At 69.8% G+C, this 15,437-nt stretch carries 13 protein-coding genes and 1 pseudogene; 5 read left to right on the forward strand and 9 right to left on the reverse strand.

The genetic code is table 11. The features are described 5' to 3' along the window. Positions 1-96: 96 nt before the first annotated feature. Both AB0M62_RS21160 and AB0M62_RS21165 read right to left on the reverse strand, forming a co-directional pair. Positions 97-498, reverse strand: coding sequence for a hypothetical protein (locus tag AB0M62_RS21160; RefSeq protein ID WP_366075799.1), 402 nt, complete (start codon positions 496-498; stop codon positions 97-99). A gap of 2 nt (positions 499-500) precedes the next feature. Further along, positions 501-2,939, reverse strand: coding sequence for an AAA family ATPase (locus AB0M62_RS21165; protein ID WP_366075800.1), 2,439 nt, complete (start codon positions 2,937-2,939; stop codon positions 501-503). A gap of 312 nt (positions 2,940-3,251) precedes the next feature. On the opposite strand from AB0M62_RS21165, the pseudogene AB0M62_RS21170 reads away from it, so the two are divergent. Then, a pseudogene (locus AB0M62_RS21170) lies at positions 3,252-3,626 on the forward strand (hypothetical protein). Between the two features lie 190 nt (positions 3,627-3,816). Next, positions 3,817-3,957: a hypothetical protein gene (locus AB0M62_RS21175; RefSeq protein WP_366075801.1), complete on the forward strand. Its 141-nt coding sequence runs from the start codon at positions 3,817-3,819 to the stop codon at positions 3,955-3,957. 1,016 nt (positions 3,958-4,973) lie between these two features. Here AB0M62_RS21175 and AB0M62_RS21180 read toward each other — a convergent pair. Next, positions 4,974-5,471, reverse strand: coding sequence for a hypothetical protein (locus AB0M62_RS21180; RefSeq protein WP_366075802.1), 498 nt, complete (start codon positions 5,469-5,471; stop codon positions 4,974-4,976). A gap of 568 nt (positions 5,472-6,039) precedes the next feature. Between AB0M62_RS21180 and AB0M62_RS21185 the strand changes: the two genes are divergently transcribed. Beyond that, the gene (locus AB0M62_RS21185; protein WP_366075803.1) at positions 6,040-8,265 is read left to right on the forward strand and encodes a protein kinase; all 2,226 of its coding nucleotides are present in this window, start codon (positions 6,040-6,042) and stop codon (positions 8,263-8,265) included. Between the two features lie 42 nt (positions 8,266-8,307). Here AB0M62_RS21185 and AB0M62_RS21190 read toward each other — a convergent pair whose 3' ends face one another. The 3 genes from AB0M62_RS21190 to AB0M62_RS21200 all read right to left on the reverse strand — a co-directional run bounded on the left by AB0M62_RS21190 (position 8,308) and on the right by AB0M62_RS21200 (position 10,049). Then, on the reverse strand, positions 8,308-8,544 hold the full coding sequence (locus AB0M62_RS21190) for a hypothetical protein (RefSeq protein WP_366075804.1): 237 nt from the start codon (positions 8,542-8,544) through the stop codon (positions 8,308-8,310). A 53-nt stretch (positions 8,545-8,597) separates the two neighbouring features. Next, complete coding sequence (locus AB0M62_RS21195; protein ID WP_366075805.1) at positions 8,598-8,981, reverse strand: hypothetical protein; 384 nt, start codon at positions 8,979-8,981, stop codon at positions 8,598-8,600. 588 nt (positions 8,982-9,569) lie between these two features. Then, positions 9,570-10,049: an ATP-binding protein gene (locus tag AB0M62_RS21200; RefSeq protein ID WP_366075806.1), complete on the reverse strand. Its 480-nt coding sequence runs from the start codon at positions 10,047-10,049 to the stop codon at positions 9,570-9,572. A 166-nt stretch (positions 10,050-10,215) separates the two neighbouring features. Here AB0M62_RS21200 and AB0M62_RS21205 point away from each other — a divergent pair, with 166 nt between their 5' ends. Next, positions 10,216-11,067: a helix-turn-helix transcriptional regulator gene (locus AB0M62_RS21205; protein WP_366075808.1), complete on the forward strand. Its 852-nt coding sequence runs from the start codon at positions 10,216-10,218 to the stop codon at positions 11,065-11,067. Then, complete coding sequence (locus AB0M62_RS21210) at positions 11,064-11,249, forward strand: DUF397 domain-containing protein (RefSeq protein ID WP_366075809.1); 186 nt, start codon at positions 11,064-11,066, stop codon at positions 11,247-11,249. Before AB0M62_RS21205 ends, AB0M62_RS21210 begins: the two co-directional genes overlap by 4 nt. A 24-nt stretch (positions 11,250-11,273) precedes the next feature. On the opposite strand, the gene AB0M62_RS21215 is transcribed toward AB0M62_RS21210, so the two are convergent. The 3 genes from AB0M62_RS21215 to AB0M62_RS21225 all read right to left on the reverse strand — a co-directional run bounded on the left by AB0M62_RS21215 (position 11,274) and on the right by AB0M62_RS21225 (position 15,416). After that, positions 11,274-11,720, reverse strand: coding sequence for a hypothetical protein (locus AB0M62_RS21215; RefSeq protein ID WP_366075810.1), 447 nt, complete (start codon positions 11,718-11,720; stop codon positions 11,274-11,276). Then, complete coding sequence (locus tag AB0M62_RS21220) at positions 11,717-14,047, reverse strand: hypothetical protein (protein WP_366075811.1); 2,331 nt, start codon at positions 14,045-14,047, stop codon at positions 11,717-11,719. Before AB0M62_RS21220 ends, AB0M62_RS21215 begins: the two co-directional genes overlap by 4 nt. A gap of 247 nt (positions 14,048-14,294) precedes the next feature. Next, on the reverse strand, positions 14,295-15,416 hold the full coding sequence (locus tag AB0M62_RS21225; protein WP_366075812.1) for an EcsC family protein: 1,122 nt from the start codon (positions 15,414-15,416) through the stop codon (positions 14,295-14,297). Between the last annotated feature and the right edge of the window lie 21 nt (positions 15,417-15,437).

Here is a 15,437-nt window from a genome sequence, read left to right on the forward strand (position 1 = left end):
CGTCGCGCGCGAGTTCAGCGCGCTGAGCCGACCCGTCCTTCGGTCCAGCCGGAGCACGAAGGCCCTGGTCGTACGGCCGGCGCGCGATGTGCCTGGTCAGGAGCTTGCCGTCGGCCTGACCGGGGGCGTGCCGGTTCCGGGCCGCAGGGCCGGCAGAAGGCCGGTGACCTCCAGCAGCCGGGTGCGGATCTCGGCGGGGGAGGGCGGCAGTTCACCGGTGCGGTAGTGGCAGGCCGCGCTGAGCGCCGACCAGGTCGTACGGCACCTGCGGGCGGTGTCGTGGCCCGCGTACCACTCCAGGCAGAGCATGCGGTGCTTGCCGACCCGCGTCATCGACGGGGTGATGCCGAGCCAGTAGGCGTCCAGAGCTTGGTCGAGGGCCATGCGGAGCAGGACGGCGGCGGCGCGGGCGCGCAAGCCGGGCGTCAGCGTGCAGGCCGTTGCCGGGCCGGGAGCCAGGAGACGGCCGGCGGCGGTCACGAGGGTCTCGGGGGACACGGTCACCGGGCACCCCCGGCACCGTGGGATCCCGCTTCGCGCCGGACGGCCGTGACGAGTGCCTTGGTGCGGCGTACGAGATCCTTACGGCTGTCCACGGTGGGCAGGGGCGTGTGCGCGCCGGAGTTGAACGTCGTGATCAGCGCCCAGCCGCCGGGGCAGATCCGTTCGACGGCCTCGCGGGCGTGCTGCCGCTCGTCGCCCAGCAGGGCGAGGGCCACGTAGGTCTTCGTGCGGTCCAGCGATCCGATCCGCTCCTCCACCTCGCGGATGCCGAGCCCGTCCTCGTCGCGCAGCCTGCGACGTGCGGTCTCCAGGCAGGCCGCCTCCAGGGCCCTGCGGCACATCGCGGGCAGTACGTGATCGGCCACGTCCTGCGGTACGCCCGGGTCCAGGGACACGGCGCGGGCCTCCGTCAGAGCCTGCTCCACGGGGTCGCTCGCGGTCTCGACGCCGACCACGGAGTCGTTCCCGCGGGTGACGTGCAGGACGGTCGCCCGGATGCCGAGGTGGTCGACGGCCTGCGCGAGACGGGTGTCGTGGGTAAACACGATCACCTGCCGGTCCCGGGCACAGGCGTCGAGGACCCGGGCCAGCCCCTCGACCTTCTCGGGGTCCATCGACTGCACGGGGTCGTCGATGACGAGGAACCCGAAGGGGCTGTCCGTGTGCGTCGCGCGCGGCAGGAACAGGGAAAGCGCGAGGGAATGCAGCTCCCCTTGGCTCATCACGCTGTACGCCGGGGCCGCCATGTCGTCCACGGAAACGTCGAGAACAACTCTGCCGCGTCCGGGAGTTCCGGCGAGGGTGACGGACCCGAGGCTCACGCTGCTGTGCTCGCACAGCCGCTGCCACACCTCCTGGGACCGCAGCGCGAAGGGCCGCAGCCGTTCGTTGCGCAGCTCGTCGATGATCGGCCGCAGCCAGGCGCGGGCCTTCCGCGCGTGCGGGAGGCGGACGCGGGCCGCCTGGGCAGCTTCCTCCACCCCCAGCCACTCGGCGAGTCGCACGGCCACCGGCTGCCACGCCTCGTCGTGGTCGGAGAGCCGCCTGGTGTTGTCCTCCCGCACCTGCCGGCACGCGTCGTCCAGGGCCGCCGCCGCACGCTCGGCCCGGTCCGCCAGCTCCCGCGGATGGGTGATGTCGCGGCACAGCGTCCAGTCCCGCCAGACCGACACGAGCGGAGTGTCCTCGTCGCGCAGCCACACCGGAACCGGCTGTACGAGGTCGTGGACCGCCCGCAGGGTGGTCGCCACGGCCTTCCGGGCGGCTTCGGCGGCGACCGCCTCCGCCTGGAGCCGCTCCACGTCGGCTCGTGCGTGTTCCGCCCATGCACGGTCGAGCCGGTTCGCGCCGCCGCAGACCGGACAGTCCGTGCTCCCGGAGCGGTGGCGGTGGTCCAGCGCCGCCTCCAGCAACCGGGCCAGGCGACGGGCGTCCTCGGCGCTGCCGTACCGGGCTTCCTCGGCGTCGGCCGCGGCCTCCCGCAGCCGCGCGACGGCTCCGCCGACCTCCCGCAGGTCCGGCCCGGCGAGGCTCGCGTACTGCCGCAGCCCGGAGAGTTCGGCCTCGGCCGCCGGGGAACGACTCTCCAGCAGCGCCCGCACCCGTACGAGGTCCGGCGTGGTCCCGGACAGTGCCGAGGCGGCCTCGCGGGCCTTGGGGCCGTCGATTCGGGAGAGGTCGCCGAGGAGCTTCGCGGTGAGGGCCTTCCCCGCCTTGTCCGCCTTGTCGTACTCGCTCACGGCGTCCTTGGCCCGGGTGTCGAACTCGGCGAGCAGTTCGAGCCCGAGGAGCCTGAAGAAGGCATCGTGCAGGTTGCCGAGCGTGCCGTTGATCATCGATCCCAGCTCGCTGTACGGCAGGAACGGCCGGGCCAGCTCCAGCGCCCCGGTATCGATGACCTCCCCCAGCTTCCGCTCCGAGCCGTCCTGCCCCTCGACCCGGGTCCGCGCCTCGTCGACCTTGCTCCCGTGCCAGGTCCGCCGCACGGTGACGGCCTCGGCCCCCTCGCCCACGGACAGTTCGACGCAGACCTCGGGGGTGACGTCGGGACTGTGGAGGTTGCGCCAGCCTTTCTGCCAGTCACCGGCCCGCCGCCCCTCCCAGCGGGAGTTGCGTCCCGTGATCGCGGTCTCGGCGGCCTCGGCGAAGCTCGACTTGCCGGACCCGTTCGGCCCCGCGACGACCACCAGGCCGGGCCCGGGCGGCAGTTCGAGTGTGGCCCGCGGCCCGATACCGCGCCAGCCGGCCGCGGTGATGGACCGGAGCTGGACGGGACCGGCCCGCCCCCCGCTGTTCCCGACCTCCTCCTCCGGGAGCAGTTCGATCAGCAGATCCCGCGCTTCCGGCGTCAGGCCGGGGCCGGCGAGGCGGCTGAGAAGGAGCTCGCGAAGGGAGCCGGAGGTAGCGGGAGAGGGCTCGGGGGGCTGGTGACTCACGTTCGGTTCCTTGGTGCCGGGCGCGACGCAGGACTGCGATGCGGACTGATGGGACGTCATGTTGTCGTGAACGAGCATGGCAAGACCGTGTTAGCAGTGTCAACATAGTTGTGAAACTTCCAGGATTCGAATCTGTGTACATATCTCGAAGGTGTGGCCACCGAGGCGTGCGCTGTGCGGAAGGGAGGTCGCCATGACGTCGGGACCGGCGGCGTTTCGCCTCGGTGAGGGGCACCACACACGGCAACTCTGTTGGCGTTCGGCGCTGTTGCTAACTTTGGACGGGAGTCGGTGATCGGAACGGGGCAGACGATGACCTTCGGCGACGAGTGGGCGCAGCTGGTCTCGGAGGCCAGGCAGCGCCAGTCCGCAGGGATGCGGCTCAATCAGCTGGAGCCGGGATCAGGCGGTACGCGTGGCGAGGCCGGCATAGATTTGGTGGTCACGCAGGACGATCTCGGGACGGTCGGCCATGAGGCCTTCCTGCTCCACGGCGAGCTCTACACGACACTGTCGGTGTGGGACTCACAGGTGAAGACCGTCCTGAGATGTGCGCACACATCTCGAACCACCTGGACTACTCGAAGAAGCTGCACGCCCGTGACGACGCGGCGATCGTTGCCGCCCTTCGCGGGCCGGGACGGGACCGCCATGCCGGTTTCCGAGATCTCCAAGCACGTGCGCTGACGGGAGGGCTGCCCATCGATGGGCAGGTTCACCTATTCCGACCTCATGGCACTGGACCTCGGCAGGCTGAGCACCGCCGTCACCGACTGGGAGACGATGGCGGAACACCTCGCCACGCTTCAGGACCGATGCCAGGGATGGTCTGCTGAAGAAGTCCGAAGCGGCCCGTTGGCAGGGTGTCAACGCGGCCGTGACCAAGGACTTCGTGCGCAGGGCCGCCAAGGAGTTCGGTGATCTGCACAAGGAGGCGCACAGCATCCACGCGGTGCTCGCCGACGCCCACACCGAGCTGTCGCAGATCCAGAAGAGGGCGAAGGCCCTGACCGACTAGGCTCGCAAAGGCGCTCCGGAGCGATCCCCCGACCCCGACCACGGCCTGCTTGTGACGGACGGCGGGAACGGGACGGTGGAGGTGATAGAGGCGGAGTGCGACGTGAAGGGAACCTCGCAGCGCACCAAGGACAGGATGCAGTGGTACGCCGACACCCTCACCGGCAGGTCACCCGGGCCCTGCGCAAGTCCCACGGCGGTGACCCGCACAACGCCGGCCACGCCTCGTACACCTCGCTCGACGAGGACCAGTTGTCGCGCGCGATGAAGCTCGCCTCGCTCGGTGAGGACGCGAATGACAGACAGCGGGCCGAGTTGCGATGGCTGTGGCAGTCGCTGAGCCCGGAGGCGCGCGGTGAGATGTGGGCGAAACACAAGGACGATCTCCTCACCGCCGCGATTCTCGCGCCCCATTCGAAGTGCATAGCCGCGGACCCGGGGGCGGGCGGGTACGGCATCGAGTCCCCCGCATACGACCAGTGGATCCAGGCGCAGGCTGTCGCGATGTCCACCGCAGGTGACTTCATCGGGAACACCGATGCCGCGTACCACATGGATCACTACCTGCGCGGGCTCGGAAGCCCGGTGGGCCTGGATGTGGACCGGATACTCACGGACGACGCGGCACTCCGGCAGACCGCGGAGTACGCCATCCGGGACGAGCAGGAAAAGTGGCGCGAGCAGGCTTTGGCCGCGTTCGAGGAGTCGGGCGGCAAACCCGTGGCCATCCCGGTCGAGACCCCGCCGCAGAGCTACACCCACACGGACCGCAACTGGTACCTGGCCACCGGCAGCGGCATGACGAACACGACAGGTGCCGTCACGGTGGTGCCGGGCGAGAACGGCGAGCCTAAGGTCAGTCTCGACTACCAGGTGAACGTGTTGGACCGATACAACTGGGACCCAGGAAAGAAGACCCCCATTGGTCCGACCGAGGTGACCGACGCCGACATGGCGCGGCTGCACACCACGGGTCTGGCCAGAGAGTTCGTTGCCGTGGTTCCGTCCGTCGTCCTGTCAGGAGTAGACCCAGCGCCAGGCGTTCGCGCTGTAGGTGCACGTGATCCGGGTGCCGCCCGCGGTCGTGGTGGAGGCTCCGTGATCGCTGTTCCGGCAGAACTGCCCCGCCTGATAGCAGTTGCCGGAGCTGGAGACTATGGAACACGTCCCGCCACCACTGCCGCCGCTGCTGCCACTGCCGGATCCGGCTGCCCGAGCGGCTTTGGTGACGGTGACGGTGGGGCCGGGCCGCGTGACCGTCTTGGTCCTGGTGACCGTCGGAGCGGGCGTGGGCTCGGCGGTGGTGGTGACAGTAGCCGTGACGGTAGCTGTCACGGTGATGGTCGGCGTGGGCCGCGAGGCGCCCGTGCGAGCGGTGTCCGCGTCGTCCTGCCTGGCCTCCTGGCAGCCGACGAGTCCGAGAGCGAGCACTGCCGCGCCGACGGCCCACAACCTCCTGCGCGTGCGCATCGGTCGGGAGCCGGCTGGGTGCGACGGACTGTTGTTCGAGTTCATGAATCCCCCCTCGGGCTTCAAGTGTTCGCAGAGACGTTCCTGTGAACACGTCGACCAGCGCCGGGCCTTGCCTGACGCTCAGGAAAGGCGCTGCGGGCGATGACCGGAACACCGTCGGCAGGCGACGGCGTTGACGGGAGCATGAAGCATCAATGTTGGCACTGTCAACAGACTTGTCTCGCCGGGCGCATGTATCCCTGTGTACGATAGGCCGAGCGGATGTCGGGGAGGTCGAGCCGCGGAGCGAGCCGTGATGCCGACTGATCACCGGGACTGAACGCCGGTGGTGCCAGCAGCCCCTCTGCCACCGGTCGGAAGCCCGGTACTAGAGTGTCTGCGCTGATGAGGGGGGCTTCATCGCACGACCGCCGCCCGCCCGCAAGGGCGGGTCGCCGGTCGGCCGCAGGCTGGCCGACGCCCGAAGTCGGCCGCGTCGCACCGTCCCGATCGGTACGTGAAGGCGCAGAACACCAGGGGGGTACATGACTCGTCAGCACGGTCCGCGGTGTGATCTCCGCGGGCGGACGGTGTCGGCCGTGCGGCCGTGCCCGGCCTCGGGGAGTGTCCCGTGCCGGTGAACCTGCCCGAACGCATCGGCCCCTACCGGCCGATCCGGCGCCTCGGAACCGGCGGTATGGGCACGGTCTACTACGCGACCGACCCCGACAGCGGACGTCCCCTCGCCGTCAAGGTCCTCCACCATGGCTTCGCCGACGACCCCGCGCACCGGGCCCGCTTCCGCCGGGAGACCACCACGCTCCGCAAGGTCACCGGCCCGTACCTCGTACCGCTGGTCGACGCCGACCCCGATGCCCCGCTGCCCTGGCTGGCGACCGCCTACGTGCAGGGCAACACCCTGCACCAGCACGTCCGGGACACCGGGCCCCTGCGCGCGGACAACCTGCTGACCTTCGCGGCGGCCGTCGCCCACGCGCTGGCCTGCGTCCACGGCGCGGGGGTCGCCCACCGCGACCTGAAGCCGACGAACGTCCTCCTGGCGGCCGACGGGCCCCACGTCGTGGACTTCGGCATCGCCCACCACCTGGACGCCACCGCCATCACCGCGACATCGGTGACGACGGGCACTCCCGGCTGGATGGCACCGGAGCAGCTCACCGACGGCACCACCCTCCCGGCCTGCGACATCTTCTGCTGGGGGCTGCTCGTCGCCTACGCCGCGGCTTCGGCCCACCCCTTCGGAGCCCCCACCGGGATCAACCACCGCATCATCAGTGCGGCGCCCTCGCTCCAGGGCGTGCCCGACGCCCTGCTGCCCCTGGTCCGTGACGCCCTGCACAAGGACCCCGCCCAGCGGCCGAGCGCGGCGGAGACCGCCGAGCGGGCGGCAGCCGTGTACGGGCCGACGGGGACCGTCGTCTTCCCCACCATGGCCTACACGCGGTCCTTCGAACGGGCCGACACCGCCGGCACCGTGCCCCTGGACCGCATGCGCTGGGACGTCCCTCTGCCCGCCGAGCCCTCCGCCGAAGAGGAACCGGCGGCGGGCAAGGCGCCCGTGGCCGACGAGGAACCGGTGGGCAAGGAGCCCGTGGGCGATGAGAAGACCGATGCTCCGCCGGTCCCGTCGAAGCCCCCTGTCCCGCAGGCGTCCGGAGAGCCGACGCCATCGGCGACCGCGCAGGACGCACGCAGGGACGTTCCCCCGGTTCCCCCTTCTACGCACGCTCCGAAACCGCCTCCCGCCGCCCCGGGGGTCGCACCCGCCGGGCGCCGTACGCGACGACGCCGGGGCGCCCTCTACACGGTGGCCGCCGCCGCGGTGCTGGGCGCCGTTGCCAGCGCCGTGGCGGCCGGTAACAGCGGTACCGGAGGCGCCGCCCGACCCCCCGCCGCCGGCCCGACGGCCGAGCCGAAGCGGACGCCGGCGAGCCAACATCCGATCGCCGCGCCTCCCTCCGCGTCCGAGTCCCCGAGTGTCGAGGAGACCCCCGTACAGCAGCCGGAGCCGGTGGACCTCTTCGGGGGCCTGCGGGTCACGCTCCCCGCCGGTTCGACGCTGGAGTTCTTCCGGTCGGGCGACGAGGACGCGGACACCGGATTGTCGGGGGAGACCTCGGAGACCTCGGCAACGACCGCCGCGACCAGCGCCGACTTCATCCTGCACGGGGACTCCGACACCGGTGTGCGCCTCATGTACTCCCCGAGCCTGACGCTGGACCAGATCAAGGAGGGCCAGACGGACTCCGGCGCCATGTGGTCCGTCGAAAGCGAGGACGGCGACACCGTCACGGACGAGTCGGTGATCTCCGTGAAGGATGGGCCGCTGACCGACGTCGGCGGCAAGAAGGCCATGAGCTGGACGTTCGGCACGGATGTGCTCCCCGACTATGACGGCTCCCGCAAGAGCAGCCACCGCGTGTGGTGGCTGCCGTACAGCAAGTACCTCCTCTACACCTACGGGAAGCACGACAAGGTCGCCGACGCGGCCGTGGACGAACTGATCGAGGGGATCGGCTTCGAGGCCACGGAGATGCCGCGCGACTGCGCCGACGCCGTCGTGGCCCTGGACAAGGCTGCCGCCAGCGGTGAACAGACGGACGACCACGGCGCCCTCACCAACTGTTACGACGCCGCGGTGAACGGCGCCGAACAACTCGACCCGGGGACGGTGCACACCAAGACCGAGGCCGCGTGCGTCGCCCTGGTCGAGGCCTACGTCGGGTACGGTGCCTACCCCGCGTACGACGAGGCGAAGGCCTACAAGGAACTGCGCCCTTGGTGCGACATCCCCGGAAAAGTCAGCAATCCGCGCCTGCCGGACTGGACCCTCTGACGCCATAACGACCCGGCCCGGCCCCTCAGCCGGCGGGTCCGGTCACTTCCCGGCACGGCCGGTCGCGTTGCGGGACTGCGCCGGCAGTGCCCACACCGTCTTGCCCGAGGGCGGGAACGGCTCCGTGTCCCAGTGGTCGGCCTCGACGCGTTCGGCGACGGTGGGGACAACTGCCAGGCCTGAGCCGCTCGACGGCGAGCAGATGAGCGAGGCGCGCGCCGCGACGGGTAGAGATGCGAGGAGCGCTATGAGCAGTACGACCGGCCTTGACTGGTTCAAGCTACGAGCCAGTCGTACTCGCGCTGCCGTACTTCGCGAAGACGCGGGCTTGTTCACGCTTGGATATCGACGCCGACGTCCCCCAGCCACTCGGGCGGAGCGGCTTCATCTGCGAAGAGGGACTCCTGCCACTCGGAACGGTGCTCGGCGGGAGCCGGTTCCCCGCGATCGGTCGGCTCGCACGACACCTCCACGTCCCAGGCCTTCAGGCCTCTGCCGAGCACGTCGGCGATGTCCGCCACCGAGGCGTCCGCAAGGGGTACCCCCGGCGTGGGCCGCGTACTGCGCCACAGGTTCCAGGCCAGATCGACACGGCCCCAAGCTCCGCATTCCGCGAGGTACACATCCACCAGCCAGCCGAGGGCGGGCTTGAGCGAGACGCGGACGAACGCGTCGGGGAACTCGGCCTCGACGAAGCTGCCGTCGCGTCCGCCCACGATGTCGAGTTTCGGCGGGTGGCGCGCCGTACGGGAAGTAGCCGTTTCCCGCCGCCACGCGCCGCACTCGGACACCCCGGGCTTCCAGGAGGTCGGCCAACTCGGTCATGTCGGACGGCTCGCTCTCGTTCCAGCGCCACGGTGAGGCAACCGGTACGTCAGTGAGGTGCGCCGACGCCACGGCGTGCAGGGCGTCGACGAGCACCTCGTCGGGCGTGTGCAGCGGCCAGACGTACGGCTCACTGTTCTGTACCGGATCCATCACCGCCCAGACGATGGTGTGCCCCATGCGCACCTGCCCCAGGATGACCGAGCGCCGTCCGGACAGCGTGACCTTCAAATGCATCGGGTGGTTCGCGTCGTCGAAGTGCACCCGGTCGGCAAGCTCGGGACGACGGTCGCACAGAGCCTGTTCCAGGCTCTTGAAGTGCAGGTGTCTGCCGAAGGCGGCGACCATGTCACCGGGCGGGAAAGGCAAGGGACACACTCCTGTTGAGTAGTGGCGCGGCGTGGCGCGGCCGGGACGCCGTGATCCGTTGACGGAGCGTAGGTCGACCGGATGCCGACACTCAAAGCGTTTGGCCGTCCTCAACGGCATTGGCTTTCGGATTGACCGGAAACCGCCTTCGGCCGCTCGCCATGTTGGCCGATCTCCGCCCAGACGGTCTTGCCGGAGGGCGGGCGGGGCTCCGTGCCCCAGCGGTCGGCCAGTGCCTCGACCAGGAGCAGGCCGCGACCCGACTCGTCGTCCGGGTCCTGCTCCGCAGGCATCGTTGGGTGACACTCGCCCCGAGTGTCACTCACCGCGATGCGCAGGGTGCCGGCCGTCTCGTCCAGCGTCAGTGTCAGCAGGAAGTCGCGGCCCTGGACACGACCGTGTAGCGCCGCGTTGGCGGCCAGCTCCGCGACGACGTGTTCCGCTCGCTCGATAACTCGGGGTGACATCTCCCATGCGGTGAGCCGTTCCACGGCCAGGAGCCGGGTGAGTCGGGCGCCGCGGCGGGTTGAGGAGAGTTGCTGCGCGAACGTGCATACGGAAGGGCAGAGTTGGGGCGTGGAGGCGTTCATGGGGAAACCGTGGCGGGCGCGAGGGGGTGTGTTCCAGTAGCGCGGCCCGTACGCTGCGTCAGCGTACGGGCACGTTCTGTGGACAGTACGGGGATCTTGCCGTCACTGTGGGTGCGTCGATCGCGGGGATGCCGCAGAGGACGTACGCACCTGGAGGTGGCCGCGTATGACGGACAGCAGTGACGTGACGGCTTGCGACTGGGAGCGCGAGCCCGACCCTTCCGACAGTCTGCGGACCTTCGGGGCTGTCGTCCAGGCCCTGCGCGAGCATGCCGGGCTGAGCCGGGTGGACTTCGGGGCGCGGGTCAGGTTCTCCAAACACACCGTGGAATCAGTGGAGTTGGGGCGGCGGATGCCCGACGAGTCGTTCGTGGAACGGGCGGAGGAGGCGCTGGGCAACACGGGGGCGTTGCGGAAGGCGGCCGGGCATCTGACGCGGGGTGAGGCGGGGCTGGCGGCCTGGTTTCGGCGGTGGGCTCGGCTGGAGAAGGTGGCGGTGAGCCTGTGTACGTACGAGTGCAGGCTGGTGCCGGGGTTGTTGCAGTCGGAGGGGTATGCGCGGGCGGTGTTCGACAACAGCATTCCGCCGCTGTCGGATGAGCAGTTGGAGGCCCAGGTCGTTGCGCGGATGGACCGGCAGAAGATGCTGCGCGAGCGGCCGAACGTGCCGTTCAGCTTCATCGTCGAGGAGCACCTGTTCCGGCGTCGGCTCGGTGGGCGTGAGGTGACGCGGGGTCTACTCGACCATGTGCTGGAACTGACCGGGCCACGGAATGTGACGCTTCAAGTGATGCCGCTGGACGCCGAGTTCCATGCTTGCCTGGATGGTCCCGTGCAGTTGTTGGAGACCCCTGAGCGGCGGCGGCTCGCGTACTCCGAAGGACAGCAGAACGGCCGCCTGATCAGCGACGCGAAAGAGGTAAGCCTCCTCTACCAGTGCTATGACACACTGCGCTCGCAGGCCCTGAACCCCAAAGACTCGCGGGGTCTGCTGGAGCGACTGCGAGGAGAGCTATGAGTACGACAGAACTCGCCTGGTTCAAGTCCAGCTACAGCGGCACCCAGGGCGACAGTTGCGTGGAGGTCGCTGTCACCGAACAGACCATCTGCGTACGGGACTCCAAGGACGTGACGCGACCTCATTTCGCCGTCGGGCGTGAGGAGTGGTCGCGGTTCGTGGGGTTCGCGGCGGCGGCCTGAGCGGAGCGGCGTGCGCGGTGGCGCTCAGAAGATCTTGCAGAGCGTCATCGCACGCATATCGACATCGCCCGGTGACCCGAGGACGGAGCTGCGGCCCACGTAGATGGTGTCCCACTGCGAGGTTCCGACCGGGCACGTGCCGGAACTGATGAGCAGGCCGCCGGAGAGATCGGGGCCCGTCGTGCTGGCGTCCGGTATGCCGAGGGTGGCTGGTTCAGCGGATGCGCCGGGCTCTCCCTGATCGCCCTGGGGTCCGCGCTCACCTTGCAGCCCCTGCTCACCTTGCAGCCCCTGCTCACCCTGAGGCCCGCGCGGTCCCCGTGCCCCTTCCGGCCCCGCCTGGCCTCGCGCGCCGGTCGGGCCGGTCGCGACGAAATAGGCACCGGCGACTGCTCCCGCCGCACCGGACAGGGTGACGACGGCTGCGGTGGCGGCTATGCCGATTGCGACGCGACGACGGTTCGGTCTCATATTCTTTCCTTCGGGTCATCGGTGGTGTCGGCGCCAGCAAATGCCGCGAACGCTCGGGCCTGTTCCGTCTTCCGGAGCTGGCCCAGCTCGATGGGGCGCAGGCCGTGGGGCCGTCCGAGGCGTTTGAGGATGGCGTCGAAGTACGGCACAGGCGTGTGCTCCGAGGCGACCACGAGGGAAGAGAGCAACACCCCGTAGGTGGGCGGGCTGTCGACCGCTACGAGGATCGCTTCCCTGGCCCGGTCGGTGAGGTCCGTCGGCTTGAGCCCGGCGGCAGCGGCGAGCGTGTGCCAGCCCACGCAGACCTGACGCCGGGCGGCATCGATCAGCGCCCGCCGAACGGCTACGACCAATGCGGACTTGGTGGTCCCGAGCTGGTCCCAGGGCACGCGGTCCACCTTGGCGGAAGCGGTTCGGGCCACGGGCACGGCCTGTCTGCCCCGTGTATAGGCGGGGTCCAGGGCGGCCCGCCATGCTGCCTGTACGGTCGGGGTGGCAGCGTCGGGCCTCCAACCCAAGTCCGTCAGCACGTCGCCGAAGAACGGGGCCGGGCCTGGGGTCTGCCCGTCCGCCTTCACCAGGGCCGACAACAACCGACGCCCGGGAACGTAGGACCTGTCCACTGCGGCGAGCAGCCGAACGCGGTCCTGATCGGACAACGTGGACGGCGAGATGCGCTGCTTCTTGAGCAGGGTCGACCACTTGATCAGGCCGCGTCCTTTGGCGACTGCTTCGAGTTGCTCGCGGAGCGAGGCTACGAGCTGCGCCTCGTTTAGCACCTGTCCGGTACTGGCCTTCACCTCTGACAGTCCGGACGAGGGCTGTTGCCGTGCGGGTGCCGATTCGGCGAGGGCGTAGGCGGTCTTTCGCTCGCGCTCCCAGATGTCCGCGACCTTCGCCTCGGACAGGTCGGATCTCCAGCCGAGGCCGGCGAGGACGTCGGCGAAGTACGGGGCGGGCGCGTCCGGGGCGTGGGCGGGTTTGACGAGCGCCGAGAGCACGGGCTTGCCGTCGGCTCGGGGGTAGTCAACGGCGATGAGCAGGCGGACGCGTTCCTCCGGAGTGATGTCGCCGGGTGCCGCTCCCGCGTGGCTGACGAGCGTCTCCCAGTTGATGAGGCCGCGGGCGCGGGCGACGAGGTGCAGCTTTGAGCGAAAGACGCGGAGCGTCTCGGCCTCACCAAGCGGGAGCGGGCGGGGTGTTGAGGTGGCCGGTTCAATCGTCGTGGGCGTTGGTGGGGGTGGCTCGGGTGGCGGAGATGCGGGGCGCAGGTCCGGCCAGCGGGAGTCGGTCTGCTGGGGTAGGGGCGAGGCGCCGTCGGCGCGTATGAGCCAGGCGGGCTCGGAGGGGGGCGCCGGCGTGAGCGGCAACAGGTGGGCTGAGGAGTAGATGACGTGCAGTTGGTGAGGAGGAGGGGCGGGGTGAGCGTGCGGCAGGGTGATACGGGCCCGGATGATGGCCGAGCCGAGCGGCTGGAGATCGGCCTCGTAGAGGCGTACGGCGGTGCCGTCCGGGGCACGGTGCGGTGCCGGGAGTTCAGTCGCTGCGGTGAAGGCGATGGTGCCCGGAGCCAGCGGGAAGGCCACGGGCACAGGGGCGGGAGCGGGCGTGCTGCTCGCGGGCGGTTCGGCATCGAGGCGGGGTGTGATGATCCCCTCGTTCGACAGGCGGCACTCGGTGAGGGCCGACCACGCGAGGCTGTTGTCCGAGTACTGCGTGCCGACGTACACCTCGCGGGTATCGCCCTGGGGGCGGCAGGAGATGCGGATGGCATGCCCGGCGGCGTCCACCTCGCTGTGCGAGAGCCCGCAGTAGGGTCCGTACGCCCAGTGGACGTAGGCATGCCGGTCGGTGAGGCGTTCTCGGGTCTCCTGCCACTCGCGGAGGGAGAGGCGGGCCAACTGGACCCGGATGAGCCGGGACCGGCCCTGACCGAACCGGACCTCGACGGCTCCACCGTGGACCGAGCCGGGGTCCAGGTACGTGACGTCGGCGTTCTGGTATCCCTGCCGAAGTAGCCAACCCCGCAGCGCCTGCCCGATGTAGAGGTGGTCGGCGCTGGCCTCACCGGTCTCCGTGCGGCGGCAGTGCACGGGCGGCCGGTGCGCGAAGTGGCACTTCTTCCCCGTGTACCGCTTCGGAGTCAGCTTCTTGCCGCAGCCGCCGAGCAGGATGCCGCAGTAGAAGTCGTCACGGGTCCGGCCCCGCATGAACCCGTCGAAGTCGTCGTGGTCGTACGGCAGGAACACCGGCCAGTCCGACTCGGCCTGACCGATGACCGCCGTCTGAACCTTGCGGGTGTCTTCTTCGGAGGTGGGCGAGACCATCCTGGCTCCTGGCTCGGGCAGCGGCGGCGGTTGGGTCAGGCAGAGTGGCGGGGGGCTTGGCCGGGGGTGGGGTGAGGGTGGAGATACACCCGAACAGGCCGCGCGCGTATGCGAATCCACGGATGTGACGCGACCTCACTTCGCCGTCAGGCGGGAGGAGCGGCCGCGGTTCGTGAGGTTCGCGGCTGGGCCTGAGCCGTGTTCGTCCCGGCGGTTGTGTGAGGACGTCCACCGCCGGAACACCGGGTCAGCGGAGGTCGGGTCCGCCCGCCTCGACTATCTCGTCGAGCAAGCTGATCGCTTCGTCGGCGTCGTCCGGGACGTCCGGGCCGGTGTCGGGAAACGATCCGGATGCTTCCTCGTCAGCGAGATGCGGGTACTTCTCAAGGAGGAACCGTCGCCGGTACGCCATCTCGGCGGCGTCGACGATCCCCTCCAGAGTGGCCCAGTTCAGTGTGCTGCCCATGACGACCCCGAGGGCGGGTACGGCCTTGCCGAGTCCCTTCTTGGTGAGGCGGAAGTGGAATGCCTTCGCGAACTGAGAGGAGACCTTGGCGACAAACGTCTCGTTCAGCACCTTCCACGTCTTTCCTCTGAAAAGCGCTTGGGTGAGCTTCGAGAGGTCTGCCATGGCGGCATTCTTGGCGGTGGCCGAACTTGCCGTCCCGACGTTGATCACAGACATCACAAAGAGCTTCTCGGCAGGCTCTTCGGGGTCGTAACCGTAGAACAGCGAGACCTGGCCGACGGCTCGGGACGCGAGCCCGAGGACGAATGCGGCATCGGCGAGGAAGGCCCCGGTGATCGCACCTCCCGAAGGCGCCGCCGCGGCGCCGGCGGAGGCGGCGATCGCGAGCTCTCCCCCGGAGATCGCGAATGCCGCGCCTGCTCCCGAGAGCGCTGCGGCGGCAGGAAAGTACCAGCTCGCCGCCCGGCCGCGGACCGCCTCGACCTTTTCGAGGTCGAGGCGGCGCAGGTCGGACAGCGATGCGACGTCATGCCCGCGTTTGTTGTGGAGCGCCACCACCCGCTTGGGGGAGAGCCCCGCTCGCGATACTCGTCCCACTGTCCGCCGTACGGACTGAACGGCGGTGCCGCTCCAGTCCGGCATGGCGTCGGCGGCTCCGCGAGCCGTTGCGCCCACCTTGGAAGCGCCCTTGGCGACGAATTCCTGTCCACGCGAAACCGCCGATGCGGCCCGTGGGTGGTTCTCCAGTTGCTTCGCGGCACGCTTGCCGAGTTGTGCAACGCCGTTGGCCACGTGCTCGCCGGCGTTTTGCATCGCTTGTGACAGTGGGCGGCTCTTGAACTGCTGGATGGCACGCCATGCGTTGAGTTCGTACTCCGAAGGCTGCTGCGGGTTGCTCATGGTCCGTGGCGCTCCTGTCTC

Source organism: Streptomyces sp. NPDC051219 (genome assembly GCF_040682335.1).
In the GTDB taxonomy this organism is placed as follows: domain Bacteria; phylum Actinomycetota; class Actinomycetes; order Streptomycetales; family Streptomycetaceae; genus Streptomyces.